Origin of the sequence: Falsirhodobacter deserti (assembly GCF_004015795.1) — a bacterium.
GTDB classification, from domain to species: Bacteria; Pseudomonadota; Alphaproteobacteria; order Rhodobacterales; family Rhodobacteraceae; genus Falsirhodobacter; species Falsirhodobacter deserti.
The window spans coordinates 807,360-834,300 of the sequence record NZ_ML137218.1 but is presented as its reverse complement, the minus strand read 5'-3'; the positions used below and the strand labels follow the sequence as shown (position 1 = coordinate 834,300).

At 64.2% G+C, this 26,941-nt stretch carries 33 protein-coding genes; 6 read left to right on the top strand and 27 right to left on the bottom strand.

The window, feature by feature from the left end; genetic code table 11:
- From JX25_RS04225 to JX25_RS04205, 5 genes are all read right to left on the bottom strand, one after another.
- On the bottom strand, positions 1-808 hold an 808-nt coding region (locus tag JX25_RS04225), incomplete at its 3' end, for a Re/Si-specific NAD(P)(+) transhydrogenase subunit alpha (protein WP_421780785.1).
- Between the two features lie 158 nt (positions 809-966).
- The gene (locus JX25_RS04220) at positions 967-1,716 is read right to left on the bottom strand and encodes a VOC family protein (RefSeq protein WP_128253835.1); all 750 of its coding nucleotides are present in this window, start codon (positions 1,714-1,716) and stop codon (positions 967-969) included.
- A gap of 101 nt (positions 1,717-1,817) precedes the next feature.
- The gene (gene ndk, locus JX25_RS04215; RefSeq protein ID WP_128253834.1) at positions 1,818-2,240 is read right to left on the bottom strand and encodes a nucleoside-diphosphate kinase; all 423 of its coding nucleotides are present in this window, start codon (positions 2,238-2,240) and stop codon (positions 1,818-1,820) included.
- 55 nt (positions 2,241-2,295) lie between these two features.
- Positions 2,296-2,601 (bottom strand): ArsR/SmtB family transcription factor, encoded by a 306-nt coding sequence (locus JX25_RS04210; RefSeq protein WP_241557847.1) that lies wholly within the window; start codon positions 2,599-2,601, stop codon positions 2,296-2,298.
- Positions 2,591-3,520 carry a cation diffusion facilitator family transporter gene (locus tag JX25_RS04205; RefSeq protein WP_128253832.1) on the bottom strand — a complete coding sequence of 310 codons (930 nt, stop codon included), beginning with the start codon at positions 3,518-3,520 and terminating at the stop codon, positions 2,591-2,593. The genes JX25_RS04210 and JX25_RS04205 overlap by 11 nt, the downstream gene beginning before the upstream one ends.
- A gap of 371 nt (positions 3,521-3,891) precedes the next feature.
- On the opposite strand from JX25_RS04205, the gene nrdH reads away from it, so the two are divergent.
- From nrdH to nrdF, 4 genes are all read left to right on the top strand, one after another.
- Complete coding sequence (gene nrdH / locus JX25_RS04200) at positions 3,892-4,113, top strand: glutaredoxin-like protein NrdH (protein ID WP_128253831.1); 222 nt, start codon at positions 3,892-3,894, stop codon at positions 4,111-4,113.
- A 3-nt stretch (positions 4,114-4,116) separates the two neighbouring features.
- On the top strand, positions 4,117-4,518 hold the full coding sequence (gene nrdI / locus JX25_RS04195) for a class Ib ribonucleoside-diphosphate reductase assembly flavoprotein NrdI (RefSeq protein ID WP_128253830.1): 402 nt from the start codon (positions 4,117-4,119) through the stop codon (positions 4,516-4,518).
- A gap of 35 nt (positions 4,519-4,553) precedes the next feature.
- On the top strand, positions 4,554-6,635 hold the full coding sequence (nrdE, locus tag JX25_RS04190) for a class 1b ribonucleoside-diphosphate reductase subunit alpha (protein ID WP_241557930.1): 2,082 nt from the start codon (positions 4,554-4,556) through the stop codon (positions 6,633-6,635).
- 198 nt (positions 6,636-6,833) lie between these two features.
- Entirely contained in the window at positions 6,834-7,811 is a 978-nt protein-coding gene (gene nrdF / locus JX25_RS04185; protein WP_128253828.1) for a class 1b ribonucleoside-diphosphate reductase subunit beta, read from the top strand.
- Between the two features lie 24 nt (positions 7,812-7,835).
- Here the strand turns inward: nrdF and JX25_RS04180 are convergent, their stop codons facing one another.
- The 5 genes from JX25_RS04180 to rpsF form a co-directional block, all read right to left on the bottom strand.
- Positions 7,836-8,171 carry an SMR family transporter gene (locus JX25_RS04180; protein ID WP_128253827.1) on the bottom strand — a complete coding sequence of 112 codons (336 nt, stop codon included), beginning with the start codon at positions 8,169-8,171 and terminating at the stop codon, positions 7,836-7,838.
- Complete coding sequence (locus tag JX25_RS04175) at positions 8,171-9,178, bottom strand: YihY/virulence factor BrkB family protein (protein ID WP_128253826.1); 1,008 nt, start codon at positions 9,176-9,178, stop codon at positions 8,171-8,173. Before JX25_RS04175 ends, JX25_RS04180 begins: the two co-directional genes overlap by 1 nt.
- A 216-nt stretch (positions 9,179-9,394) precedes the next feature.
- Positions 9,395-9,976: a 50S ribosomal protein L9 gene (gene rplI, locus JX25_RS04170; RefSeq protein ID WP_128253825.1), complete on the bottom strand. Its 582-nt coding sequence runs from the start codon at positions 9,974-9,976 to the stop codon at positions 9,395-9,397.
- A 10-nt stretch (positions 9,977-9,986) separates the two neighbouring features.
- Positions 9,987-10,214 carry a 30S ribosomal protein S18 gene (gene rpsR, locus JX25_RS04165; protein WP_128253824.1) on the bottom strand — a complete coding sequence of 76 codons (228 nt, stop codon included), beginning with the start codon at positions 10,212-10,214 and terminating at the stop codon, positions 9,987-9,989.
- A gap of 20 nt (positions 10,215-10,234) precedes the next feature.
- Complete coding sequence (rpsF, locus tag JX25_RS04160) at positions 10,235-10,618, bottom strand: 30S ribosomal protein S6 (RefSeq protein ID WP_128253823.1); 384 nt, start codon at positions 10,616-10,618, stop codon at positions 10,235-10,237.
- Positions 10,619-10,950: 332 nt separating this feature from the next.
- On the opposite strand from rpsF, the gene purB reads away from it, so the two are divergent.
- Together purB and JX25_RS04150 are read left to right on the top strand one after the other, a co-directional pair.
- A complete protein-coding gene (purB, locus tag JX25_RS04155; RefSeq protein WP_128253822.1) occupies positions 10,951-12,252 on the top strand; it encodes an adenylosuccinate lyase in 1,302 nt (433 codons plus the stop codon).
- Between the two features lie 54 nt (positions 12,253-12,306).
- Positions 12,307-13,350, top strand: coding sequence for a FliG C-terminal domain-containing protein (locus JX25_RS04150; protein WP_128253821.1), 1,044 nt, complete (start codon positions 12,307-12,309; stop codon positions 13,348-13,350).
- On the opposite strand, the gene JX25_RS04145 is transcribed toward JX25_RS04150, so the two are convergent.
- The 17 genes from JX25_RS04145 to JX25_RS04065 all read right to left on the bottom strand — a co-directional run bounded on the left by JX25_RS04145 (position 13,340) and on the right by JX25_RS04065 (position 26,889).
- A complete protein-coding gene (locus JX25_RS04145) occupies positions 13,340-17,146 on the bottom strand; it encodes a baseplate multidomain protein megatron (protein ID WP_128253820.1) in 3,807 nt (1,268 codons plus the stop codon). The two genes, JX25_RS04150 and JX25_RS04145, sit on opposite strands and share 11 nt — an antisense overlap.
- Positions 17,147-17,148: 2 nt before the next feature.
- Complete coding sequence (locus JX25_RS04140; RefSeq protein WP_128253819.1) at positions 17,149-17,571, bottom strand: NlpC/P60 family protein; 423 nt, start codon at positions 17,569-17,571, stop codon at positions 17,149-17,151.
- On the bottom strand, positions 17,568-18,440 hold the full coding sequence (locus JX25_RS04135) for a DUF2163 domain-containing protein (protein WP_128253818.1): 873 nt from the start codon (positions 18,438-18,440) through the stop codon (positions 17,568-17,570). The genes JX25_RS04140 and JX25_RS04135 overlap by 4 nt, the downstream gene beginning before the upstream one ends.
- Entirely contained in the window at positions 18,437-19,069 is a 633-nt protein-coding gene (locus JX25_RS04130; RefSeq protein WP_128253817.1) for a DUF2460 domain-containing protein, read from the bottom strand. Before JX25_RS04130 ends, JX25_RS04135 begins: the two co-directional genes overlap by 4 nt.
- Positions 19,069-19,650, bottom strand: coding sequence for a phage tail tape measure protein (locus JX25_RS04125; protein WP_241557929.1), 582 nt, complete (start codon positions 19,648-19,650; stop codon positions 19,069-19,071). The genes JX25_RS04130 and JX25_RS04125 overlap by 1 nt, the downstream gene beginning before the upstream one ends.
- Before the next feature lie 46 nt (positions 19,651-19,696).
- Entirely contained in the window at positions 19,697-19,897 is a 201-nt protein-coding gene (locus JX25_RS04120; RefSeq protein WP_277750068.1) for a rcc01693 family protein, read from the bottom strand.
- Positions 19,894-20,196, bottom strand: coding sequence for a gene transfer agent family protein (locus tag JX25_RS04115; protein WP_128253816.1), 303 nt, complete (start codon positions 20,194-20,196; stop codon positions 19,894-19,896). Before JX25_RS04115 ends, JX25_RS04120 begins: the two co-directional genes overlap by 4 nt.
- The gene (locus JX25_RS04110) at positions 20,193-20,609 is read right to left on the bottom strand and encodes a phage major tail protein, TP901-1 family (RefSeq protein WP_128253815.1); all 417 of its coding nucleotides are present in this window, start codon (positions 20,607-20,609) and stop codon (positions 20,193-20,195) included. The genes JX25_RS04115 and JX25_RS04110 overlap by 4 nt, the downstream gene beginning before the upstream one ends.
- Positions 20,610-21,011, bottom strand: coding sequence for a DUF3168 domain-containing protein (locus JX25_RS04105; RefSeq protein WP_128253814.1), 402 nt, complete (start codon positions 21,009-21,011; stop codon positions 20,610-20,612).
- Positions 21,008-21,310, bottom strand: a complete 303-nt coding sequence (locus JX25_RS04100) for a head-tail adaptor protein (RefSeq protein ID WP_128253813.1) — start codon at positions 21,308-21,310, stop codon at positions 21,008-21,010. Before JX25_RS04100 ends, JX25_RS04105 begins: the two co-directional genes overlap by 4 nt.
- A complete protein-coding gene (locus tag JX25_RS04095) occupies positions 21,301-21,873 on the bottom strand; it encodes a head-tail connector protein (RefSeq protein WP_128253812.1) in 573 nt (190 codons plus the stop codon). Before JX25_RS04095 ends, JX25_RS04100 begins: the two co-directional genes overlap by 10 nt.
- A 103-nt stretch (positions 21,874-21,976) precedes the next feature.
- Positions 21,977-23,167: a phage major capsid protein gene (locus tag JX25_RS04090; RefSeq protein ID WP_128253811.1), complete on the bottom strand. Its 1,191-nt coding sequence runs from the start codon at positions 23,165-23,167 to the stop codon at positions 21,977-21,979.
- Positions 23,168-23,191: 24 nt separating this feature from the next.
- A complete protein-coding gene (locus tag JX25_RS04085) occupies positions 23,192-23,728 on the bottom strand; it encodes an HK97 family phage prohead protease (protein WP_128253810.1) in 537 nt (178 codons plus the stop codon).
- Between the two features lie 2 nt (positions 23,729-23,730).
- Complete coding sequence (locus tag JX25_RS04080; protein ID WP_128253809.1) at positions 23,731-23,964, bottom strand: GTA head formation protein, RCAP_rcc01685 family; 234 nt, start codon at positions 23,962-23,964, stop codon at positions 23,731-23,733.
- Positions 23,961-25,127, bottom strand: coding sequence for a phage portal protein (locus tag JX25_RS04075; RefSeq protein ID WP_241557846.1), 1,167 nt, complete (start codon positions 25,125-25,127; stop codon positions 23,961-23,963). The genes JX25_RS04080 and JX25_RS04075 overlap by 4 nt, the downstream gene beginning before the upstream one ends.
- Positions 25,128-25,271: 144 nt before the next feature.
- Entirely contained in the window at positions 25,272-26,615 is a 1,344-nt protein-coding gene (locus JX25_RS04070) for a DNA-packaging protein (RefSeq protein WP_164876048.1), read from the bottom strand.
- Positions 26,572-26,889, bottom strand: coding sequence for a hypothetical protein (locus JX25_RS04065; protein WP_128253807.1), 318 nt, complete (start codon positions 26,887-26,889; stop codon positions 26,572-26,574). The genes JX25_RS04070 and JX25_RS04065 overlap by 44 nt, the downstream gene beginning before the upstream one ends.
- Positions 26,890-26,941 lie beyond the last annotated feature (52 nt).

The following is a 26,941-nucleotide window of genomic DNA, read 5'->3' as shown; positions in this document are numbered from 1 at the left end:
TGATGACCGAACCCGGCTTCATCGCCGCGACCATATCCTCGGTCCACAGCTTGGGTGCCGGACGGCCGGGGATGAGGGCCGTGGTGATGACGATGTCCACCTCGGGCGCAAGTTCGCGGAACTTCTTCAGCTGGGCTTCGCGGAACTCGGGCGACGAGGGTGCGGCATAACCGCCCGTTGCCGCGCCATCGACCTGCTGCTCCTCGAAATCAAGGAAGACAAACTCCGCCCCCATCGATTCGATCTGCTCGGACACCTCGGGGCGAACGTCGAAGGCCAGCGTGATCGCGCCAAGGCTGGTGGAGGTGCCGATGGCGGCCAAACCCGCAACACCTGCGCCCACAACCAGTACCTTTGCCGGCGGAACCTTGCCCGCTGCCGTCACCTGTCCGGTAAAGAAGCGGCCGAAGTTGTTGCCAGCCTCGATCACCGCGCGATACCCGGCGATGTTGGCCATTGATGACAGCGCGTCCATCTTCTGCGCGCGGCTGATGCGGGGCACCATGTCCATCGCGACAACGGTGGCACCCTGCTCTTTCACCTTGTCCAGCAGGTCGGCGTTCTGGGCGGGCCAGAAGAAGCTGATCAGCGTCTGCCCCTTGCGCAGCAGCCCCACCTCCGACGTTTCCGGACCGCGCACCTTCACGACCACGTCGGCCTGCGCGTAAAGCGCTGCCGCATCGGCCACGACAGTGACGCCCGCCTGTTCATAGGCTTCGTCGGTGAAGCCGGCCTTGGCGCCGGCCCCTGCTTCGATCAGGCACTCATGCCCCAGCTTCCGGATCTGCTGCGCGCTTTCGGGGGTCATGGCCACCCGCGCCTCGCCAGCGAAGATCTCTCTTGCGGCTCCGATCTTCAAATGTCGGTCCCCCTTCCGTGGTTCTTCTGTGCTGGCGGAGTAAGCACACGGAAACGCGAGGTTTCAAGCCATGCGGCAAGTATACTTCGGCATGCCTCTGCACACCGTCAGGGGGCGAAGCGGACGGAGGTGCCCCATGGATCGTGCAGAGTTCGGGCGGGGGCGCCAAGCAGTTCCACCTCGGCCAGCCCCGTCACGGGAAAGGCGCGTGGGGCAGCGCAGGCGCTGTTCCACGTGTTCGCCGCGAGATGGTGGTGATAGCCGTTCCAGCCAAAGAACGTTGCGCCGGAATAGCGGTGGGTAACCGCCGCATCAAGGCCGGTCCAGAAGGCTTCGGCCTCGGGCAAGGCGCCGACCTGAAGATGCACATGGCCCACCATCGTTCCATCCGGTATGCCCGTCCAGCGCCCGCCAACCCGCGCCAGTTCATCCAGATCAAGGCGGTGCGTGCGCATCTTCACGATGCCATCGGCCCAGATCCAGCGGTCTGCAGGCCGGTCGGCGTAAATCTCGATCCCGTTGCCCTCGGGGTCGCGCAGATACAGCGCCTCGCTCACGTCATGGTCGGCGGAACCCAAAGGCAGGCGAAGGCGGGCCGCGTGCAACAGCCAGCTTGCAAGCGCGGCGCGGCCTGGCAGAAGGAATGCGGTGTGGAACAGCCCCGCCTCGTGCGGCGCAGGGCGGCGGGCGGCCTTGTCGGCACGCAGGACCAGCAGCGGGCGGCCTGCGCCAAGCACCGTTTCCGTTCCGTCCTGCGACAGCACGTTCAGGCCGATTGCATCACGATAAAAGGCGGTCTGGTTCGGCAGGTCGTTCACGGTCAGCGTGACGCGGCCGATGCGGAGGGATTGGGTCATGTCGGTTCTCCTGTCCCGGAAATCCTAGGCCCGCGCTGCCCCCTGCGACAGCGAAGGTTCGGGGCCGCACTGCACAGTCGCTGTGCGGCCCCTGTCGCGGCTTAGCCGACCAGCTCAAGACCGGAGAAGAAGAACGCGATCTCCTCCGCGGCCGTTTCCGGCGCATCCGAACCGTGAACCGAGTTTTCGCCCACGGACAGCGCGAATTCCTTGCGGATCGTGCCGGCATCGGCGTTGGCGGGGTTCGTTGCGCCCATCACTTCGCGGTTCTTGGCGATTGCGCCTTCACCTTCCAGAACCTGCACGACCACCGGCTCGGACGCCATGAATTCGACCAGTTCGCCATAGAAGGGACGGTCCTTGTGCACTTCATAGAATTTGCCGGCTTGCGCGGTCGACAGGTGGATGCGCTTCTGCGCAATGATGCGCAGGCCAGCTTCTTCGAACTTGGCGTTGATCTTGCCGGTCAGGTTGCGGCGGGTTGCATCGGGCTTGATGATCGACAGGGTGCGTTCGATGGCCATCTTGGTCTCTCTTGCAGTCAGTGGGCCCCCATGGCCCGGTTCCGCAGCCCTGCTATCACGCGTCGGGCGTGTTGGGAAGGTCGTCCTCGGCGGCGTGTTCGATCACGTCGTGCAGCATGTGGCGCACATGTTCATCCGCTGCGACATAGAAGACGTGCCGCGCCTCGCGCGTGGCGCGCACCAGCCGCGCGCCCTTCAACAGCCGCAGATGGTGACTGACAAGCGAGGGGGACACCCCCACCTCCTCGGCGATCTCGCCCACGGGGCGGGGGCGATCAAGGCAGGCCAGCAGGATGCGCAGCCGCGTCGGATCGCCCAGCAGGCGGAACATGCCCGCGCTGACGGCAACATCAATGGACATGGGCATCCCCGCGGATCGTGCAGCCGTGATCATGGCCGGACCAGTCGATTTCCACGGTGGAATGGCCGATCCGGAATTCATCGCGCAAGGCCTCTTTCACCCGCGCAACTGCCGCGCGCGCATCGCCCGTCGGGCGAAGGTGCAGCGTTGCCGCCACCTGCCCCGAGGTGATCTGCCAGACATGGACGTGGTGCACATCCGCCACCCCATCGATCTTGCGCAGATGATCGCGCACCGCCTGCGGTTCGGCCCCTTGGGGCGCGCCCTCCATCAGGATGTTCAACGAGGTTTTCAGCAGCGACCATGCTGCCCGCAGGATCAGCGCCGAAAGCAGCAGTGACAGGATCGGGTCAGCCGCCGTCCAGCCTGTCAGCCAGATGATTGCCGCCGCAAGGATGGCCGCGACCGAACCTAGCATGTCGCCCGCCACATGCAGCATCGCCCCGCGAATATTCACGTGATCGGTATCGCCACGGTGCAGCAGCCAGAACACCGCACCGTTCACAATCAGGCCCAGCACGGCCACGACCAACATCGGCCCCGCCAGCACCGTGCCCGGCGTGATCAGGCGCAAGACCGCTTCATACGCGATCCATGCGACCAGCAGGATCAGCACAAGGGCGTTTATGAAACCGGCCAGCACCTCGAACCGTCTTTCGCCGAAGCTGCGCAGCGGGCCGCCCGGCCGCCGCCCGAAACGGAACGCCGCCCATGCCAGCGCCAGCGCAGCGGCATCCGTCAGCATGTGCCCGGCATCGGCAATCAGGGCAAGCGAGCCGGACAGGATGCCGCCCGCCACCTCTGCCAGCATGAAGCCGGCGGTCATCAGGCAGGCCAGCAGCACCACCCGTTCATTCCGGTCACCAACCGCGGGCGCGTGATGGTGATCATGATCATGATCATGATGGTGGTCGTGCATGGTCGGTCTCTGTATATGTGAACATCTGTTCATATATTTATACCGAGTAATTTTCAACCGGGAAAGGAGTTTGCGGGGGCCGTTAAAGTTATCCACAAACAACCCACCGGAAAATCGCGCATCGGGCTTATTCGGCGTTGAGACTCAGCTTCACTAGGTCTATATCTTGCATGAAGGCGCTGACTAACCCCTAGGGGTTGATGCGGCGGAAGCTTCGGAGGCCTTTTTTTACTGGCCCTGCACCTTCCGACCCCCGGGCAGCATACCACATCCTGTGGTGTCCGTGGGGCCAGGGAAAGATTTAATGACCTCGGGCTACGGCCCCGGCAGAGTCTGTCGGGGCTGCTCGCCCCTTCAACCGGACGAAGATGATGACCGTAACGCTTTATTCCAAACCCGCCTGTGTGCAATGCGACGCCACCAAGCGCGCGCTGGACAAGCAGGGCGTCGATTACACCATCATCGACCTGACGCAGGATGCGGCAGCGATGGAACTGGTGACGGGCATGGGCTATCGCCAGGCGCCGGTCGTGGTGGCGGGCAGCGATCACTGGGCGGGCTTCCGTCCCGACAAGATCGGCGCGCTGGCCTGAAACGTGGCCGGGCTGGTTTATTATTCCTCCGGCTCGGGCAATACGCGGCGTTTCGTGGAGCGGCTGGGCCTTCCGGCCACCCGCATCGCCGGCGAGATCAGGGTGAGCGAGCCTTACGTGCTGCTCACCCCCAGTTATTCCGACGGAGAGGGACGCGGCGCGGTTGCCAAGCCCGTTATCCGTTTTCTGAACGACCCGGCGAACCGGGCCCTGATCCGCGGCGTCATCGCCTCGGGTAACCTGAATTTCGGGGAACATTTCGCCTTGGCGGGCAAGATCATCGCCGCGAAATGCAATGTCCCCCTTCTGTACACGTTCGAACTGGCCGGCACCGATGATGATCTGGCCCGCGTCAAGCAAGGATTGGATACGTTTTGGACACGGCAACGCTCGATCGCCCCGTAGAGCCCGCAGGCCTGGATTATCACGCGCTGAACGCGATGCTGAACCTTTACGATGGTGAAGGCAGGATCCGTTTCGATGCCGACCGCATGGCGGCCAAGCAGTATTTCCTGCAGCACGTGAACCAGAACACCGTCTTCTTCCACTCGCTGGAAGAAAAGCTCGGCTATCTGGTACGCGAGGGGTATTACGAAACGGAAGTGCTGGACCAGTATTCCCGCCCGTTCATCCGCGGGATCTGGGATGCGGCCTATGCGCGCAAGTTCCGCTTCCCCACCTTCCTTGGCGCGTTCAAGTATTACACCAGCTATACGCTGAAGACGAAGGACGGCAAACGCTACCTCGAACGCTATGAGGATCGCGTCTGCATGCTGGCGCTGACGCTGGCGCAGGGTGACGAAACGCTGGCCATGCGCCTGATGGAAGAGGTCATGGATGGCCGCTTCCAGCCCGCCACCCCCACCTTCCTGAATGCCGGCAAGAAACAGCGCGGAGAGCTGATCTCCTGCTTCCTGCTGCGCATCGAAGACAACATGGAATCCATCGGGCGGTCCATCAACTCTGCCCTGCAGCTGTCCAAGCGCGGCGGCGGCGTGGCCCTGATGCTGACCAACCTGCGCGAAGCGGGCGCCCCCATCAAGGGGATCGAGAACCAGTCCTCGGGCGTCATTCCGGTGATGAAGCTCCTGGAGGATTCGTTCTCCTATGCCAACCAGCTGGGCGCACGTCAGGGCGCGGGCGCGGTGTACCTGAACTGCCACCACCCCGACATCCTGAAGTTCCTTGATACCAAGCGCGAGAATGCGGACGAGAAGATCCGCATCAAGACGCTGAGCCTTGGCGTCGTGATCCCCGACATCACGTTCGAGCTGGCGAAGAAGAACGAGGATATGTACCTCTTCTCGCCGCATGACGTGCAGAAGGTGTATGGCGTTCCCTTCTCGGAAATCTCGGTCACCGAGAAATACCGCGAGATGGTGGACAACCCGCGCATCAAGAAAAAGAAGATCAAGGCACGCGACTTCTTCCAGATCATCGCCGAGATCCAGTTCGAATCGGGTTATCCCTACATCATGTTCGAGGACACGGTGAACCGTGCGAACCCCGTTGCGGGCCGCATCACCATGTCGAATCTCTGCTCGGAAATCCTGCAGGTGAACGAGGCGTCGGAATTCAATGACGACCTGTCCTACAAGCACCTTGGCACCGACATCTCGTGCAACCTCGGCTCGTTGAACATCGCAAAGACGATGGACGGCGGCGATCTGGGCGCAACCGTTGAAACAGCGGTGCGTGCGCTGACGGCGGTTTCGGTGATGTCCGCGATCAACTCGGTCCCCTCGATCCGGCGGGGCAATGATGAATCGCACGCCATCGGCCTTGGCCAGATGAACCTGCACGGCTTCCTTGCGCGCGAACGGATCTATTACGGGTCGGAAGAAGGTGTCGACTTCACCCGCGCCTATTTCGCGGCGATCGCCTTCCATGCAATTCGCGCGTCGAACCTGCTGGCCGTGGAACGCGGCGAAAGCTTCAAGGGATTCGAACAGTCGAAATATGCCGACGGCACCTTCTTCGACAAATACACCGAGCAGGACTGGCTGCCCGAAACCGACACGGTGACGGCGCTGTTCGAAAAGTTCGGCATCGCCCTGCCCACCCGCGCCGACTGGGCCGAGTTGAAGGTGAAGGTGATGGAAGGCGGGCTTTACAACCGCAACCTGCAGGCCGTGCCGCCGACCGGCTCGATCAGCTACATCAACAACTCCACCTCCTCGATCCACCCGATCGTGTCCAAGATCGAGATCCGCAAGGAAGGCAAGATCGGCCGCGTCTATTACCCGGCCGCCTTCATGGATAACGACAACCTTGAATACTATCAGGACGCATACGAGATCGGGCCGGAGAAGATCATCGACACCTATGCCGCTGCGACCGAGCATGTGGATCAGGGCCTGTCGCTGACGCTGTTCTTCAAAGACACCGCCACGACGCGCGACATCAACCGCGCCCAGATCTATGCCTGGAAGAAGGGCATCAAGACGATCTACTACATCCGCCTTCGCCAGCTTGCGCTGGAAGGCACCGAGGTTCAGGGCTGCGTCAGCTGCACGCTGTGACCATTCCGCCGCCCCGCATGTAAATGCGGGGCGGCACATCATCCGCTTGCGGTAGCTGGACTTACAAACACCATATCTTGTGGATAAGGTGATGTGGTGGCAATATTCAAGGTTTCGCCGATCGCCCTGCAGGGATAGACTGGCGCAAAGCGATTCAGGTAAGCCTTCGTGCTGGCCTACATGCGAAAGATACCCCAGATGAACGCCCAATCCCCCGTCCGCCGCACCCCTACCCGTGCCGTCAACTGGAACCGCATTCAGGACGAAACCGACCTGACGGTGTGGAACCGCCTGACCTCGAACTTCTGGCTGCCGGAAAAGGTGCCGCTGTCGAACGACATCCCGTCCTGGGCGACGCTGACCGATTACGAACAGCAGCTGACGATCCGTGTCTTCACCGGCCTGACGATGCTGGACACGGTGCAGGCTTCGGTCGGCGCGGTCGCGATGATGCCCGATGCCGTCACGCCGCATGAAGAAGCGGTGCTGACCAACATCGCGTTCATGGAATCGGTTCACGCGCGGTCCTACTCCTCCATCTTCTCGACCCTGTGCAGCACGCAAGCCATCGACGAGGCCTTCCGCTGGTCCGAGGAGAACCCGCACCTTCAGAAGAAGGCGCGCGTGGTGCTGGATCATTACAAGGCGACCGACCCTCTGCGCCGCAAGGTGGCCAGCGTGTTCCTTGAAAGCTTCATGTTCTATTCGGGCTTCTATCTGCCGATGCACTGGTCCAGCCGCGCCAAGCTGACCAACACGGCCGACCTGATCCGCCTGATCATCCGCGACGAGGCGGTGCACGGCTATTACATCGGCTACAAGTTCCAGCGCGCGCTGGAGCGGGTCACCGAGGCCGAACGGGCCGAGATCAAGGACTTCGCCTTCTCCATGATGTTCGATCTCTACGAGATCGAGGAAGCCTATACCGAAGAGCTGTATGACGGTGTCGGCCTGTCCGAGGATGTGAAGAAGTTCCTCCACTACAACGCCAACAAGGCGCTGATGAACCTTGGCTACGAGGCACTTTTCCCGTCCAGCGTGACGGATGTGAACCCTGCCATCCTGGCGGCCCTTTCGCCCAACTCGGACGAGAACCACGACTTCTTCTCCGGCTCCGGCTCCTCCTATGTCATCGGCAAGGCGGTGGCGACGGAAGACGACGACTGGGACTTCTGATCGGGCGGCCTTCGGGCCGCCTTTTCAATGACCTGCTGTCTTCGAAAACAGGTTCACGACCAGAACGCCCGCGATGATCAGCGCGATGCCGATGATCGCGGGCGCATCAAGCCTCTGCCCCAGAAATACGACACCAATGGCCGAGATGAGGACAATGCCCGTCCCGCTCCAGATGGCATAGGCGAGGCCGATGGGCAAAACGCGCAACGTGATCGAAAGCAGCCAGAACGCTGCCAGATAGCACAGCGCCATGCTCAGCGTTGGCCAGAAGCGGGTGAACTGCTGCGACATGTGCAGCAAGGTGGTTCCCGCAACCTCGAACGCGACGGCTGCGATCAGCGCAAGATAGGTGTTCAGCATCAATAGGCGACAACATCGGCTGCATGGGCATCACGATCCCCCATGGGTCGCGGCTCTCCGGTCGTGCTGTCGCGGTTGGTCTGCTTTTCGGTTTCCGCATTGATCTCTGCCCCCACCAGCACGATCACCGAAGACAGCCACAACCACAACATCAGGCCCATCAGGGCGCCAAGCGATCCGTAGGTTTCGTTGAAGTTCGCGAAGTTGGACGCATAGATCGAAAAGGCGAACGAGAATATGACCAGCGTGACCGACGCGAAGATGGCACCGGGACTGATCCAGCGCCATTGGGCCGACTGCCGGCTGGGGCCGAAGCGGTAAAGCCCCGCCAGCGTGATCATCATCAGAATGAAGATTGCAGGCCAACGGATCAGCAGCGCCGCCGCCGCGCCCGATCCCACGTCCATCGAGAGGAAGGACAACACCGCAGGAAGCACGGCGACCACGGCGATCATCACGAGGATCAGCGCCACGCCCGTCAGCATCATCAGGAACGAAATGACGTTAAGCATGAGGAAAGACCGCTTCTCACGCTCGGTATAGGCGACGTTCAACGCCTCGATCATTGCCTTCACGCCGCCATTCGCCGACCACATCGCCACCAGAAGCGAGAAGATGGAGGCGAAGGTCATCGTCGTCGTATCGGTGGAGGATATGCGCACGACCTGGTCGGAAACGACCGACATCGCCTCGGCCGGCAGAACCTGATCCAGCAATGCCAGATGATCGGTCACCGATGCCGGGTCGGCAAACAGGCCATAGATGGAGACGAAGGCCGTGACTGAGGGAACGAAAGCCAGCAGCAGAAAGAAGGTCATCCCCGCGGCAACGGCCAGAACCCGATCCTCAAGCACGGCGGTTACGACCCGCTTGCAGATTTCCCACCAGCCGCGACCCGGGATCTGCAGCGGCTTTTCCGCGCCGCGTCCGATGGGCGGCTTCTTTTCCGGCAGCGGTCGTTCAGCGAAACGCTGATCTTCCGAGGTTGTCTGGTCGGGTTCGGCCATGGGGCGTTCCTCTCTCCTCGGGGTGTTCGGGCGCAGGATTGAAGCCAGAAGGACCATCCCGCCAAGCATGGCCCACGATGTCACTGATTTCCGCGTCATCCGGCACCTGTTTCATCACAATCGGGATATGAACGCAAAGTTGCCGGTGGCGTTCCCGCCAATGAAAAAGGCCGCACCTTCTGGCGCGGCCTTTCCTGTTCATGATCTTTCGCGGGATCAGCGATCGTCGTCTTCGTCGTCCTGGGCGCCGCCGATATCGTCGAACAGCTCCGAGATTTCGAATTCGGCCGCAGCCTCTTCCTCGGCTGCCAGTTCCTGGATCGACTTGCCCGAAGCCTGAAGTTCGGCTTCTTCGTTCGAACGTGCGACGTTGATCGACACTTTCACCGAAACTTCCGGGTGCAGCACGACCGTAACCGGGTGCAGACCCAGATCCTTGATCGGACGGTCCAGAACAACCTGACCGCGATCAACGGTGAAGCCGTTTGCGGTTGCCGCATCAGCGACGTCACGCGTCGTGACCGAGCCGTAAAGCGCACCCGAATCCGAAGCGGAACGGATCACGATGAACTGCTGACCGTCCAGCTTTTCGCCAACAGCCTCGGCTTCCTTGCGGGTCTCGAGGTTCTCGGTTTCCAGCTGTGCCTTGCGGGCTTCGAACGACTTGATGTTCATGTCGTTGGCGCGCAGCGCCTTGCCCTGCGGCAGCAGGAAGTTGCGGGCATAGCCGTCCTTTACGGAAACGACATCGCCCATCTGGCCCAGCTTGGCCACGCGTTGCAGAAGGATAACTTGCATCAGTCGATCCTCACTTCACGGCATAGGGCAGCAGGGCGAGGAAGCGCGCACGCTTGATCGCAGCTGCCAGCTTGCGCTGGTTCTTTGCCGAAACGGCGGTGATACGCGAAGGAACGATCTTGCCACGCTCGGAGATGTAGCGTTGCAGGGTGCGCGTGTCCTTGTAGTCGATCGCGGGTGCGTTGTCGCCCCCGAACGGATCAACCTTGCGACGACGGAAAAACGGTTTGTTTGCCATTGTGTCAGGTCCTTTTCAGATCAACGACGGAAGCCGCCGCGGTCACCGCGATCGGGACGATCGCCGCGGCCTTCACGCTCGTCACGCTTTTGCATCTGCACGGACGGGCCTTCTTCGTGCTTGTCGACCTTGATCGTCAGCACGCGCATCACGTCGTCATGCAGGCGCATCAGACGCTCCATCTCCTGCACGGCGGCCGAGGGCGCGTCCGAACGCAGGAGGGCGTAGTGGCCCTTGCGGTTCTTGTTGATCTTGTAGGCCATCGTCTTGACGCCCCAGTACTCGCTTTCGACGACTTTGCCGCCGTTGTCAGCCAGAACCGTGGAGAAGTGTTCGACAAGGCCTTCGGCCTGCGCGTTGGACAGGTCCTGACGCGAGATGAAGACATGCTCGTAAAGCGGCATGTGCACTCCTGTTCATGGCGCATTTCATAGGACGGGCTGTTCCTTTTCCGCGACCCGTCCACGAGAGGCTGCGCCGGTTATCCGTGAAAAGCGGAAAGGAAGCGCCCTTATACACGTCCCTGCGCCCACCGCAAGCATTGCCTCTGCCGGGCGATCGCGCCTTGGCCGCGGGGGTGATCCGGCCATGCACGCGCAAGCGCCGGCAGCCCATCCGCGGCAGCGGTGCGCGGCGAATGCCCCCGCACCGGGGGTATGAGCCGCGCATCCCCGTTGCCATGCAGGGCCATGCGAAGTAAGGGAACCGCAACCCCGGACAGGAAAAGGCCCGCGCGATGATCCCTCGCTATTCCCGCCCCGACATGGTCGCCATCTGGTCGCCCGAAACGAAATTCCGCATCTGGTACGAGATCGAGGCCTATGCCTGCGACGCGCAGGCCGATCTGGGCGTGATCCCGCGTGCCAATGCCGATGCCGTCTGGCGCGCCAAGGATGTGCAGTTCGACGTCGCCCGCATCGACGAGATCGAGGCCGTCACCAAGCATGACGTCATCGCCTTCCTGACGCATCTTGCCGAACATGTCGGCGCGGAAGATGCGCGTTTTGTCCATCAGGGCATGACCTCCTCCGACGTGCTGGACACGACGCTGAACATCCAGCTGGTCCGCGCCTCCGATCTGCTTCTGGCTGGCATGGACCGCGTTCTGGCCGCGCTCAAGGCTCGCGCCCACGAACACAAGGACACTGTCCGCATCGGCCGCAGCCACGGCATCCACGCCGAACCTACGACGATGGGCCTGACCTTTGCCCGCTTCTATGCCGAAATGGCCCGAGGCAAGGCACGGCTGGAAGCCGCACGCGAGGAAATCCGCACTGGCGCGATCTCTGGCGCGGTTGGGACATTTGCCAATATCGATCCGCGCGTGGAAGAACATGTCTGCGAAAAGCTGGGCCTGAAGCCGGAGCCGATCTCCACCCAGGTCATCCCGCGCGACCGTCACGCCATGTTCTTTGCCACGCTGGGCGTCATCGCGTCCAGCATGGAAAACATCGCGATCGAAATCCGGCACATGCAACGGACCGAGGTTCTGGAAGCCGAGGAGTTCTTCTCCCCCGGCCAGAAGGGATCCTCGGCGATGCCGCACAAGCGCAACCCGGTGCTGACGGAAAACCTGACGGGCCTGGCGCGTCTGGTCCGCATGGCCGTTATTCCCGCGATGGAAAACGTGGCCCTGTGGCATGAACGCGACATCAGCCATTCCTCCGTGGAACGCGCCATCGGTCCGGACGCGACCATCACGCTGGATTTCGCCCTGCACCGCCTGGCCGGCGTGATCGAAAAGCTGGTCGTCTATCCCGAAGCGATGCTGGCCAACATGAACAAGTTCCGCGGTCTTGTGATGAGCCAGCGCGTCCTGCTGGCCCTCACGCAGGCTGGCGTATCGCGCGAGGACAGCTATCGCCTTGTGCAGCGCAACGCGATGAAGGTCTGGGAACAGGGCGCCGATTTCAAGACGGAGCTTCTGGCCGATCCCGAGGTTACGGCTGCGCTGAGCCCCGAACAGATCGAGGAAAAATTCGACCTTGGCTATCACACCAAGCATGTCGACACGATCTTCAAGCGGGTCTTCGGCTAACCGCCCATTAACCCGCAACTGGGATGTTGCCCCCAAACGGTTGAAGGGGGCAACATGGCTCAGGCCTTGGCACAAATACAGCCGGCGCAGCGTGCGGTTCGCGTGCTGCCCCGACCATTGACGAAGCGGCAGAAAGCCGCCGTGATCGTCCGTCTGCTGCTTTCGGAAGGCAGTTCCGTTCCCGTCACCGCCCTGCCGGAAGACATGCAGGCGGATCTGACCCAACAGATGGGCCAGCTTCGCCTTGTGGATCGCGACACCATGAACACCGTGGTGGCAGAATTTCTGGAAGAACTTGAAAGCGTCGGCCTCGCCTTTCCGGGCGGGATGGAAGGCGCGCTGAAGGCGATGGACGGCCATATCTCCTCGGAGGCGGCCAGCATCTTGCGCCGCGCGGGTGCGGGCCCCGCCTGCCCGTGGGAACGGCTTGATGCCCTTCCTTCAGAAAAACTCCTTCCCGTGCTGGAGGAGGAGGCGGTGGAAGTCGCCGCCGTCATCATCTCCAAGCTGCCCGTCGCGCGGTCGGCCGAACTTCTGGGCAAGCTGCCGGGGGAACGGGCGCGGCGCGTGGCCTATGCGGTATCGCAGACCACGAATGTCGATCCAGCAACGGTGCGCCGGATCGGCCAGACCATCTGCCACCAGCTGGAGGCGGAACCGCCCCGCGCCTTCAACGCCGCCCCCGGTGAACGGGTCGGTGCGATCCTGAACGTTTCGGCAAGCCAGACGCGCGAGGATGTTCTGGCCGGGCTGGAGGAAGAGGACAAGGTCTTCTCGGCCGAGGTGCGCAGGGCCATTTTCACCTTCGCCCATATCCCCGATCGCGTCACCCCCACCGACGTGCCGCGCATCGTTCGCGCCGTCCAGCCGGATACGCTTCTGACCGCCCTTTATGCGGGCGGCGAAGGGGTGGACTTCCTGCTGGCCAACCTGCCCCAGCGCATGGCCCAGACCCTGCGCGACGAGATGGGCGACCGCGCCACCCCCGCGGCCAAGGACACCGAGATTGCCATGGCCGCCGTGATCGAGGAAATCCGCAAGCTGGAGGCGGCCAAGGAGATCACCCTCAAGCCGCCTGTTGATACGGTCAAACCGTGATGCTTGCGAACGGACCGGGCCCGAACCGGTCCGATATCTGGGCCACCGAAATGGTGCACCCGCCCTCCACGCCATCCGCCTTCCGCATTGCGGCGGTATAGGTCCAGCGGGGGGCATCCACGATCACTTCGCGGCGGACGCGATCATCGGCAACCACGCGGATCATGTAGCTTTCCCGCGCCTCGCCCAGCGGCACCTCATAGGACTCCCAGCTGTCGCCATCGATCCGCGTGCGGCGTATCCATGTCAGCGCCACATCCGGCCCGCCGGCCGCACGCAGATGGCACGGCGACAGCGGCCGCAGCCCGACCCCTGCGAAGGCATGCACCTGATGCACCGCTGTCGCGTCGTCATAGCCCCGCGCGGCAGGTGCGATCCGGTAATGCCGCGCAAGGTTGCGGGCATTCGCGGCAAGGCTGATCTGCTGCACGCTTTCATCCAGCCGCACGACATAACTGCCGGCGGGCCACCCTTCCGCCGGTATGATCGCGTCGGTTCCGGCCTGGCCACGCAGGCGCATTCGCAGATCATAGACGCCTTTGGATACCAGCGTGGCATCCGCGAACTGGAACACCTCCCACACCTGACCGTCGCCGATGGCCATCGCATTCGCCCCATTCAGCACCTGCATCGCAGAGGCCGAGGAAAGCGCACCGCCGTGAACCTTCACACGCAGCGCAGCACCGCGATCCCACTGGCCCGACTTGGCGGGAAGCAAGGGCGTTTCCGTCACGCCGATCACAGCCGCACTTTCCACCAACGTATTGAGGGTATAGCCCGCGTCTTCCGGTGCGCTCCACAAGGCGAGTTGGCCGGGCCACGGCGTTGCCGTGACCGCCAGATGCGGCGCGTGTTCCACCTCCTGCCCTGTCAGCAGCGGCAGATCCAGCAGCAGCGGGAAGGTCGGCACCGGCGCCACGAAGGGCCGCGGCACCGCCCGCTCCTCCACCGCATCGGAACGCGTGTAAACAGAGGCCTCCACCCGCACCGCCTCTGCCAGTTGCACCTCGCCCCGATCCAGCCGGTCGATCCGCCAGTGCAAACCGTTCAGCGTGACGACATCCCCCACCCCCAACTGGACCGAAGGCGGCAGCGCGAAGCGGGCACTGTCCCGCGCCACCCGCGCCTCTGCCAGCCAACGTTCGGCAATGCCGCGCCCTTCGGCGGCGGTCAGCACCATCGGCAGTTCCGACTGCGCAACCGAGGTCGTACGCTCATCCGGGAAGATCGCCTCGATCTGGCGGGCCGTATAATCGCCTTCCGCCTCCGTAAACGACAGGCGGATATGGCCGTCGGTTTCCGCATCGGGCGTGCGCGATGTTTCAATCACCCCGTTCAGCTCGGCCGAAACCGCGAGCATGTCCGCGTCCAGCGCCAGCTGCGGAACGCCGTCCCGCATCCGGAAGACAAGCATGCCGTCCCGCTCCATCGCCTCAAACCCATAGGCCAGCATCAGGGGCTGCAGCGCAGCACGGGCATGGCTGGTCCGGTCGATGACATATCCGCGCAGGATGCCGTGAAGCTGCGAGACATCCACCGCCGTCACGCCCGACCGTGCGCAAATCTCCTCCACCACCTGCGCCAGCGGCTGCGCCGTCGCCCGACCGTTCAGCCAATGGCCGCGGGGATAGTTGTCGCCGTCCGACCAAAGCTCCGTCAGGTTCGGAAAAACGGGAAACGGCCGCGCATCCCACGCCCAGACATGGGCGCGCGTCATGTCGACCATCCGGCCTGCATAGCTGGGCGACAGCGGGTTGTTCGCCGCATCGCCCCAGTAATCTGCCATCGCGCGCAAATACTGCATCTGGATCAGGTCATCGCGCCGGCCATCGGACCCACGCGGCAGAACGGATTCCGAAGATTTCGGGTCAAGGAACTTGTTCGGCTCGTTCGTGCCGCGATCGATGGCCGCGCAGCCGTATTCCGTGAACCGGATCGGCTTGGACTTCGGCACCCACGCCGTCGGCTGCGCAAGGCGCATACCGCCCCGCCTTTCGTGATGCGGGCGCGACCACCAGTGGCGGATGTCCTTGTAGCGGAACACCCACGGCTCGTTATGTGCGCCATCGGTGATGGGCTTGCGGTTCTGCGCAGCCAGCCCCTCCGGGCCGTCATAGTACCAGTCATACCCCTCGCCGCCCGCGACGTTGGCCTTCAGATAATCAAGGTTGTAGATGGACCCCCAGCCCGCATCGGCATGATCCTTGCCGCCGCGCCAGTCGGACAATGGCATGTAGTTGTCGATGCCGACGAAATCGATCGCCGGATCGGCCCAAAGCGGATCAAGATGAAAATACACGTCCCCATCGGCGTGATAACCGAAATACTCGCTCCAATCGGCGGCATAGCTGATCTTGGCATCGGGAAGGATTTCCCGAACCTCTTTGGCAAGGCGGCGCAGCGCGTCGACGGCGGGGAAGCTGTCGCCAGCACCCCGGATCTGCGTCAACCCGCGCATTTCCGAACCGATGCAGAACGCATCGACGCCCCCCGCCTGCGCGCAAAGGCGGGCATAGTGCAGAATGAAACGGCGATACCGCCATTCGGTCGCATCATCGCCGAAGAATTCCGCGACCTCCGCCTCGGCTTCGGCCGTGCGGTCGGGCGTGCCCTGCTTGCCCGGGGCCAGCGAGGTCGTGATCCGCCCACGCCACGGCAGCACCGGCTGTCCTTCGCCGCCCGACCACGGGTCTGGCAGGATGTTGCCGTCCATCTGCTCCATCAGGATGAAGGGATAGAACATCACCTCCCGCCCCGAGGCGCGGGTTGCGCGGATCGCCTCCATCACCGAACGATCCGAGGGCGTGCCCCCATAAACCGGTCGCCCCGCCTGAAGCGGCACCAGCCCCGCATCGCGGCGCGTCAGGCCGGCAACTTCCCAAGGCATATTTTGCCCGTCAACCTCGGTCTGTTCCACCCGGGGCTGAATGGTGCAATCGGCGCAACGCAAATCGGTGCCGAACCAGGACACCACCAACGACACGGACCCCGCCCGCGGCAGTTCCGCCCCCAGCTGGTCCAGCGAGGTTTCGAGATCGGTTTTGCCGGAAGGCGAGTTCACGTTGACCGCCTTGTTCACCCCAAGGCCGTAATTCTGGTGAACCTGCGTCGTGGCCAGCGAATATTCCCCGGTGCCGGGGATCATCGCGACCGCCCGCACCGCGTTCTGAAGCGTCAGCCCCTCTGAGGGGCGCAACACCTCGAAGCTGAACTGCGGGATGCGGTTGCCATAAGGGCCAAGCGGCACATCCTCGAACACGACATAGGCGATGCCACGATAAGCCGGGGCCATGCCCTGCCCTTCCACCGCCTCGATCTTGGGATCGGGAAGCTGGTCCTGACCGCCGGTATAAACACGAATGTTCAGATCCTCGGGCGAAACCTCGGCCCCGTCGGCCCAGATGCGGCCCACGCTGGCGATCTCGCCCTCGCACAGGGCGACCGCAAGGCTGACGGAATAGGAATATTGGGTCACCTTGGGCTTGGAGCCTTTCCCCCCGCCCGAGGACGTGCTCTTCGTTTCAAGATAGCGCGTGGCCCAGATGACCTGCCCCCCGACCCGGCTGCGCCCGTAAACCTGCGGAATGGCGGCGCCCTCGCTGGCGCCCATCAGGCGATAGCGGTCAAGCCGCCCCACCTCCACCGCGTCCGAGCCGCCAAGAAGGCGCTGATCGAGCACCTGCCCCAGCGTGGCGCCAACGGCGCGGCCAAGCACCGCCCCCGACAGGCCAAGTGCGGCCCCGCCGAAAGCTCCTCCGATGGCCGCGCCGGCCGATGCAAGCAGAAGGGTTGCCAATGTCAGGTCCTTTCGGGAAACGCAAAGCGCGCCGCGATCCGGCGCGCCCAAGGGGCAGAAAGGGGGCTTTCGGTCACGCCGTGGCCCGTATAGGCATGAATGAAACGGCCCTCGCCGCTGAAGATGCCCAGATGCTTGGCCACGCCGCCGGCCCGCATCCGGAACAGCAGCACGTCACCCGCTTCCGGCTGGCCATCGGGCCTGCGGACCAGCCAGCGATGGGCGGCCCGCATCAGCACATCGTCTCCCGAGGGTTCGGACCAGTCCATCGTATAGGCCGGCACCGGCTCCGGCTCGGCCCCGGCAATGCTGCGCCACACGCCGCGGATCAAGCCAAGGCAATCGGTGCCCGCCCCCCGCACATCGCCCTGATGCACATAGGGGGTGCCGATCCAGCGCCGCGCTTCGATCACGATGGCATTCATCGGAAAAGGCTCCCCCCGTCATTGCTGCCACGGGATGTGGGATAAGCGGTCAGCCAATCCTCGCCCGGAACATGCGGAAAGCCCTGAAAGTTGATCAGGTTGCGGAACTTCAACCGGCAGGTTTCGGCCAGCCGGTCGCATCCCGCCTCCAGCCGCACCAGATCGCCAGAGGCGATGGGGCCAAGCGACTGCCAAAGCTCCACCTTGCGGCCCGCATCGGTCAGCCGGTCGTTCTTGATGATGCCGACCTCGCCCGCCGCCGCACCGGTCATGACACGGATGCGGCCCCGCTCGAACCATCGATCATCAAAGACGGCCAGATCCGCGAAGGTGAAGATGCGCCGATCCTCGATCACCTCGGCTGCAATCTCGGTGGCATAGCCCGCCTGCGAAAGATCCACCCGGCAAGCGCGATCACCCAGCACCGCACCGCAGCCCCGCTGAAACACGCGGCCCTGCGGCTGGTTCAGCGCCTCCGCCAAACCGCGCAGCTCGGCGCGAAACGCGCCACCCGCGCGGGCGATCTCGCCCAGCGCACCGCGAAACTCCAACCGGCGCTGCGACGGATCGGACCAGTTCACCAGCCAGCAGCGAAGCTCGGCCCCGTCGAAACGGCCGGCAAGAATGTCGGCCTCCGTCACGCCCGCATCGGTCAGCGCGCCCAGCGCCTCCGTATTGTCGACCGAAAGGCCGGTGGATTGCTGAAGGGCCCGCGCGGTCATCGCGCTGCTGGCGCGAAAGGTCATCCCGTCGAACGTCAGGTCCATGTCATGGTCGGTGAAACCCAGCGTCACGCCGTCGCGGCGGGTCAGCGCCCATGCGCGGCAGGTCGTGGTGGCACCTTCGGCCAGATGTTCGGCAAGCGTCATACCCGGATCTCCACAATGGGAACGTTCGGAACCTCCCCCGCCTGGAACGAGGAAACGGAGGTCGCGATGCGGTCGGTGTCAAAGCGCACGGGAACATCGAACTCGAACCCCGCCCGGATCTCGGCCCCCTTGGCTGGGGGCGCGGCGAAGGTCAGCACGCCCGTGGCCGCATTCACCGTGAACGCCACCCCCGCCACCAGCGGGTCGCCGCCAAGTGAAACCTGAACCGTCCCCTCGACCGGCTTTGCGATGATCCGGTCATAGCTTTGCCGCCCCGAGGCATAGGTTTTCACCAGCCGGAACACCCGCTGCTGCCCGTCGCCACGTCCGATCAGTTGATCCGCCGGCCCCACGGTGCCCGAAGGCAGGCACGATTTGTGATCCGCCCAATCCTTCCAGCGGAACCCGTGAAGCTGGCCCTGACGCGCCTCGAAGAAGGCGATCAACGTCGCCACGTCATCCAGCGACCGCAGCCCCACGCCCGCATCGTAATGCCGCCGCGCATGGGCCCAGGGGGTGTTCCGTTCCTCGAACCCATTGGCAAGGGTGACGATGTCGGTGCGCCGCTCCGGCCCGCCCACCGATCCGAAGGACAGGTTGGCGGGAAAGCGTATCTCGTGAAATGCCATTATCTGTTCCTTTGCCCCCGCGACAGCGCCCGGCCGACCTGCGCCGCGATCTGCCCCTGGCTGCGCTGAAAGCCCGCAACGTCGGGCGTGGTCACATTCATGGTGATGTTGACGGTGCGCCCGCCCTGCGCCTGCACGCCCAGCCGGCCGTCGGCGCCGCGCGTCAGCGGCATGATCGCCTCCGGCCCCGCCTCGCCCATCAGGCCGGTCGCCCCCCGCATCGGAAACATCACTGGAGAGGACACGACCCCACCCTTGGCGAAAGGCATCACCCGGCCCTGCGCGAAGGCCCCGCCCTTGGCAAACGGCATCACCCCGCCCATCAACGCCCCCATCCCGTCAGAGATGAGGGAGCCGAGCGCACCCTCCACCGGCTTCGTCGCGGTCTTGTAAACGGCGCGGGTAATTGCCTCGCCCACGGATCGCATCGCGTCGGAAAGGCGGTCGCCGTCAAAGATCAGCCCGTCAAAGGCCCGGCGGACACCGCCGCCGATGCTGGTCGAAAGCCGCTCGGCCTCGCGGCCCGTGAAGGTCATTGTCGCGCGCATCCGCGACAGTTCTCCCTCGAACTCTCCCACCATCCCGGAAACAGAGCCAAGGGTCGCTTCAAGTGCATCCACCTGTTCCTCAAGATCCTGGCTCACCACCTTCTCCTTTCACATCGGGAAATGCGCGGGCCAGTTCCTCCAGCCGCGCGCGCGACAGCGGGGCCGCCTGCTCCGCCCCCAGCATCATCCGCAATTCATTGGGCGTCAGGCGCCAGAAGGCATCGGGATGCAGCCCCAGCCCGTGCAGCCCTGCCCGCATCAGGCCGGCCCAGTCGATCACGGCAGCGCAAAAGCGCGGGCCAGCAGCAGCGCCGCCACTTTCGCTGCCTCTGCAGGGACAATCTCGGCGGTCATCAGGTCCTGCGCCTGCCCATCCCAGCCGCCCCCGCGCAAACCGGCCACGATCACGGCCAGCACATCGCGGGTGGTGAACTGCCCCTCCTCGAACCGCTGGATCAGGGCGATCAGGTTTCCCGCCTCCAGCGCGGCCTCAAGCTCTGCCAGCGCCCCCAATGTCAGTTTCGCCACATGGCGCCGGCCGTCTATGGTCAGCGCCGCTTCTCCGGCCCAGGGGTTCATGCCAGGGCCGTGAAGCCAAGCGCCCCGGCCGAGGCCATCGTCATCTCGTACGTCGCCTCGCCGTTATGGCTGCCGGCATATTCGATCGCGGTAATCATGAACGCGCCCTGCACCACGCCGAAATCCGGGATGATCACCTGGAACTGCGGCACCTCGCCATCAAAGAAGATCTGGCGCGCCCGTTCATCCGTCGCCGCATCGCGGAACACGCCCGACCCCGAGATGGAGGCAGAGCGTACACCCGCCCCGCCCAGCAACTCACGCCAGCCACCCGCGCTTTCAAGGCTGGTCACATCCACCGTTTCGGCGTTGAAGCTGATGCGCGTGGCTCGCAGCCCGGCCACCGTCTCGAACTGGCCGTCGCCCGTCATGTCAAGCTTGATGAGCAGGTCTTTCCCGTTCTGAACAGCCATCTATTCCTCTCCCTTCACTGTATCCTCGACCCGCGCGCGAAACGTCAGGTCGATACGGCGGACGCGCCCGGCATCCAGCCGCCGCGCGACCCCGCGATCGAAACACAGGGCCGCGATCCGGCCCCGCGTCATCTGCATCGGCAGCGCCAGCGCGTCGCAAATCGCGCCGGCAACCGTCTTGGCCCGCTGAAAACCCTCGGCATCCGAAACCACGCTCAGCACCACGCGATGCTCGGCACCGGCGCCGGTCTTGTCCGAACGGTCGCGAACATCCTCCGGACCGATCAGCACCCAGGTGCCGCCAAGGCCATCAGCGGCGGAATCGTAAACCGGCACATCCAGCGCCCCGATCAGCCGCCCATGAAGCGCGGCCTGAAGGGCTGCCGCAGTGGCATAGCTCATGGCTTCTCCTCCGCGTGGCAGGTCAGCCGGTCACCAGCTTCGGTCACGGCAAGAATGTCGAAAATCCGCTCCCCGTCGCGCAGTCGCTGGCCTGCCACGGGCCGCGAAGGCGCGCCTTGCGGCGCGGCACGCACCGTGATGCGGACGGCCACCACCGCCACGCCACCATCCTCCCGCACGGGGCCGTATTTCATCGCACCCCAAAGGGTGCCCAGCTTGCGCCAGTCGCGCAGGGTGCCCCCAGCGCCGTCGGCCACCTTCACCGGCGCTTCAAGCACCAGCGCATGGGTCATCCGCATACGGCACCCCCAAGCAGGCGCACCGTGCGCCACCGCTCGATCAGGCTGGCAACCTGAAGCGGAAGGGCAGAAACCCGCAAACCCGCCTCATGCCGCACCTCGTGATATTCGGCGGCCAGAAGCAGAACGGCCTGCGCCAGGTCCGCCGGCACGGCATCCCACGCCCCGAAACCGGGCGTGAAAACAATCTCCGCCACGCCGCCTTCCGGGATGGTGGGCAGAACAGGAGCCACGATGCGCGGGCGATGCATGTCCTGCACCAGGCGCCATCCAACCACCTCGGTCCCGTCCACCCGCACCGAGGCAACGTGCGCCACGGGGGCAAGCGGCAGCGGCTGGGTCGACACATCACGCCAGCGGGTCAGTTGCAGAACGAAAGGCCGCGCGATCAGCGCCTTGCCGGTCCGCCCCTCGATGGCGGCGATGGCGGCGCGCAAATAGCCTTCCAGCAGCGCATCCTGCTGCCCGTCATCACTGAACCCGCTGGCCAGCCGCAGATGCGCCTTCAGCGCGGCCACGGGCAGCACATCCGCCGCGGTCCGGGTTTCCTCGATCAGGTTCATCGCAAATCCTTGATGTTGATTGGGCGGGTGCCGCCCCTCGCGCCGCTCGGACGGAGGGAACAGCTGGAAGGCGCGGCGGGGCGACACCCGATCCGCAACGCTGTTACGAGGTTGCGAATTTCAGCAGCTTGATCGCCGCAAAGTCGGTGACATTGCCGCCCACGCGCTTCGTGGCATAAAACAGCACATGCGGCTTGGCCGAGAAGGGATCGCGCAGCAGGCGCAGATCGGGCCGTTCGGCGATGGTATAGCCGGTGTTGAAGTCACCGAAGGCGATGGCGAACGCGCCGGCCGCGATGTCGGGCATGTCCTCGCAGATCAGTACGGGATAGCCCATCAGATGCGCGGACTGGCCTGCCGCCAGTCCATCGGACCAAAGGAAGCGGCCATCGGCATCCTTCATCTTCCGCACCGCACCCGCGGTCTTGGAATTCATCACGAAAGTCGCATTCGCGCGGTACTGCGACTGCAGCGAATAAACGAGGTTGACGATGCAATCGGCTGGATTGGTCGATGCGAAATCCGCCGCCGCCCCCGAGGTGACATAGCCGAGGCTGCCCCACGACCAGGTGGCATTCGCCACCTTCGGCGCCGTCAGGAAGCCGGTCGGCTTGTCGATGCCGTCGCCCGAAACAAAGGCTGCGGATTCGGCACGCATGAAGCGCGTCGCGATCTTGCCGGCCAGCCAGCCTTCCACGTCGAAAGCGCTGTCATCCAGCAGGCGCTGGCTCGCCTTGGGCATCGCCGAAAGCTCGTGAAGCCGGATGGAGATGCGCTCGATCGCCGGCGTCGCCGTCTCGGTCAGGTTGGACGTCTCGCTCGCCCAGCCCGAGCCGACCTCGGAACGGTCCACCAGCACATCATAGGATGTCGCTTCCACGTTCACCACATTGGCGATGGCGCGGATGGATGCGGTGGAAACCAGCATCGAACGGATCGTGTCAGCCGTTTGCGGGTCCAGCAGATAGCCGCCATCGGCCGCAACCGACGTGCCCAGCGCCTTGCCTTCCATCGACAGGCCGCGCAGCCCGTCATCATCACCCGAACGCAGGTACGCGTTAAAGGCCTTGCGATGCGGCACCTCCACCTCTGCAGCGGAAGAAAGGGCCGGGCGGCCATAGGTCATCGTCTTGCGGTCCAGCATGGTCAGTCGCTCTTCCTGTTTTTGAAGCGATTTGGAAACGTCGGCTTTGAAGCCCTTGAGTTCGTTCACGAACCCACTCATGGCCGCAGCCATCTCTGCAACCGGATCATCAGGCATGCCGCCTCCGATCCGCGACATCGTCTCGGTCATTCCACCCTCCGGTATTGTGAAATCTCAGCGCGCGGCGATTTCCGCCGTCGCATTCCTCAGCACGGCGGCAATCTGGCGCCAGCCGTGAACATCCCCGCTCTTGGCCTGCACGCGGGCCTCGATCTGCATCGGAAAGGTCACAAGCGACACCTCCCACAAATCCAGCTCCGCCAGCTGCCTGCCCTTGGCGTCCCGATCGGCCCGCACGGTGCGATAGCCGATGGAAAGCCCGTCGATGGCCCCCGCATCCAGCAGCGCGATCGCCTCGCGGCCCCGCGCCACGTCCGGCAGGATCCGACCCTTCACGAACAGGCCCGTCTGGTCCTCGCGAACGTCGTCCCAAACGCCGATGGGCTCGCCCGCATCATGCTGCCACAGCATCTTCACGCGGCGACCCTTCAGCCGCGCAAGGCTGGCGCCATAAGCGCCGGGCAACACAACATCGCCCCCCTGATCCCGCAGCCCGAACCGAGAGGCATAGCCTTCGATCACCCCGCCCCTCACCTCCAGCGTGCCGGTGGCGTGGAACTTGCGTTCGGGCGCTCCAATAACTCCGATCATCCTCACCTCATCGCCGTGTTCATCAGCGCCTCGGCCCCCTGCGTCAGCAAAAAGGCCGCAACACCATAGACCCCCAGCCAGACGCGCCGTTCCAGCCGGTCCAGCGTGCCCTCGATCTGGACCAGCCGGTATTCCAGCCCGTTCCAGCGTTCCTCGGACACGCGCTCATTCGCTTCGATCCGCGCGGCGGCGGCATCAAAACTGTCATAAAGAAAGCGCGATCCGGCTTCCCTCATTCCTCCGGCACCCTCGGCAGCCCCAGAAGGGCGCGCTTCTCAGCGGTGGTCAGAAAATCCGCATCCCCCACACGCGACCATTGCTGGTCACGCTCGGCGGCAAGCGCGGGAACCTGGTCCAGATCGGGCCGCAGTTCCACTTCCTCGCCGCTGAACGACGAAAGCCAATGCGAAACCTGCGCCGCCACCTTCGTCGCCAGCGGCAGCACCGTCAGGCGATAAAAGGCGCGGTTCGCCTCCTGATAGTTGGCATAGGTCGCATCCCCCGGAATCCCCAGGATCATCGGCGGAATACCGAACGCGATCGCAATCTCGCGCGCCGCCGCCAGCTTTGTTTCATGAAACTCCATGTCCGCAGGGCTGAACCCCATCGGCTTCCAGTCAAGCCCTCCTTCCAGAAGCATCGGGCGGCCCGCATTGCGCGCACCCTGGTGGTTCATTTCGATCTCGGTCACCAACCGGTCGTACTGGTCTGGCGAAAGCGAACCCTGCCCGTCCACGCCCTTGTAAACGATCGCCCCCGAAGGCCGCGCGGCGTTGTCCAGCAGCGCCTTGGACCACCGCGAGGCGCTGTTGTGAACGTCCAGCGCCACCGCCGCCGCCTGCATCGGCGACAGCCCGTAATGATCGTCCTGCGGATGGAACGTCTTGATATGGCAGATCGGCTGCAAACCACCCGTCATGTCGAACCGCAGGCTGCGCCCCCCTACGGTATAGTCATAGGCCACGGGCCAGCCATCCGGCCCGGGAACCAGGTTCATCCGGTCAGAGCGCAGAACGTGAAGCTCCAGCGGCAAGGTGCCGCCCGGCACCGCCTCAAGATACGCGTTTCCCGACAGCAGAAGCTGCGCATAAAGCGCTTCGAACCATTCGGCCCGCCCCTGCGCCGCATTCGGACGGCGGATCAGCTCAAGCACCGGATGCAAGTCATAACGCCGCTCGGCATCCTGAAGCACCAGCGGCAGGGCCGCCGCCGCCTCGGCAATGATCTTCACAGCGCGAAACGCGATCGGGTTGGCCTGAAAGCCGGTTCGCGTCAGGCTGACCGTGTCGCGTGGGCTCCACGCCACGCGCCCCGAACTCTGATACGAGATCACGGGCCCGGTCGCCGAGGCCTTGACCTCCGGCACCTGCGCCGTGCCCCGTTTCAGGAAATCGAACATCCGCACCTCCATCCGGCAAGCCGCCGCCACCCGCACAAATGCGCGGCCGCACCGTCTTGTTGTTTCAGAACCGGACCCTTCGTCCGTTGAAAACCAATCTACGCCGAAGGGGTTAACATCGCTTAATGCCTCCGCGCGGTGCCCCTAAAGCCCCCGCACCTGCGGGCGCTGATGCCCCGAAGCCGGCGCGATCATCAGTTCCCACAAGGCCCAGACCAGCGCGTCCAGCCGGTCAGGCGAACCCTTCCCGTCAAAGCCGCGAAGCGTCATCCGGCACATCTGGTCCTCCAGCGCAGCAAGGCCCCGCAGGTGCCGCACACGCCCCTGTTCATACAGCGCCGCAACAGGCTCGGCCCGCGCAGCCTTGCCCTTGCTCGCTCTCACGGCGCGGAACGGCACCATGGGGTCGATCCCGCGAATCACCGTCTCCACCAGATCTCCGCCCTGGTTCACCTCCGCCACCAGACGGTCCGCTCCATGCCGCTCCATCGCGGCCAGCGCAGCCCGTGCCCATGTGTCAGGGCTCGCCGCCGTCACGCTGGCATCTTCCAGCACCACGGCACGCCATGTCTGCGGCGGGCCCTGCGTCACCGCCCCCACAACAACGATCCCGCATTCGTCCGATCCTGCATGCCCCGTCACCGGCGGGTCCACCGCCACGACGATGCGGTCCAGCTTCGGCGCGGCCTCAATCCGTCCTGATTCAAGTGCGGGCGTGGTCCAAAGCGCGCCCTCCACATCCTCAAGCAAAACCCCGTCCAACTCCTGACGGCCAAGTCGGGTACCCTCGTAACGCTGGCGCACCTCGTCCAGAAAACTCGCCGCCAAATAGGCGCGGTTCGCTTCCGTCGGGGCATGTGTCACAACCGTAGAGGGATTCTTGAGGATCGCCTTCAGCACAGCCACATTGCGCGGAGTGGTTGTGATGACCTGGCGCGGATGCTCCCCCAGCCTTAATGCGAATTGCAGCATGTCCCACGTCTCCTCGGCCTTCTTCCACTTCGCCAGCTCATCCACCCATGCTGCATCAAACTGCGGCCCACGCAAACTTTCAGGCTCATGTGCCGAAAACACCTGCGCAACCGCACCGTTCGGCCAGACCAGACGACGCCGCCCCGCCTCCCACACCGGCTTGCGGTCGGAAGGCGAGCAGGCAAGAAATCCGCTTTCGCCGAAGATCATGACCTCGCGCACCTGGTCGATCGTCTCTCCCACCAGCGCGACGCGGCGTGATCGGCCAGGATCAAGGGGGCGCGCCCCCTCCACCTCCGCCCGCACCCATTCGGCGCCGGCACGAGTCTTGCCCGCACCGCGCCCCCCCATGATAACCCAGCTTTTCCACGCCCCGTCAGGCGGCAACTGGTGCGGCAGCGCCCAGAACTCGAACAGCCACGGCAGCGCCATCAGCGCATTGTCCCCCAGCCCCCCAAGAAAGGCATCCACCTCATCCTGCGCCGCGGAGGCAAGCCAGCCTGCGCCCGATCTCATCTCGTGCGGCATCAAGGTCAAAGGCATAGTCGTTGACGACGCCGGCAACCTGCTTGCGAAGTTTCTCAACCCGTGTCCTTTCGTCCATCACCATCTGGAAAGCCGCGCGAAGATCCTTCGCCGCGCGCACCGTGTTCGCCACTTCCCCAAGATCGCCGTCACTCACGCGGCGCGTGGCCAGCGCCAGCTCCTCTGCGACCTCCCGATACAGCCTCTCTGTCTCCGCAAGCAGATCGACCTGCGAAGCTTCTCCAACGGAGAGATCCACCTTCATTGCTTGTCCCGCCTCTCATGCTGCCCGCACGAGCGAACGAAAAAACGGCCTG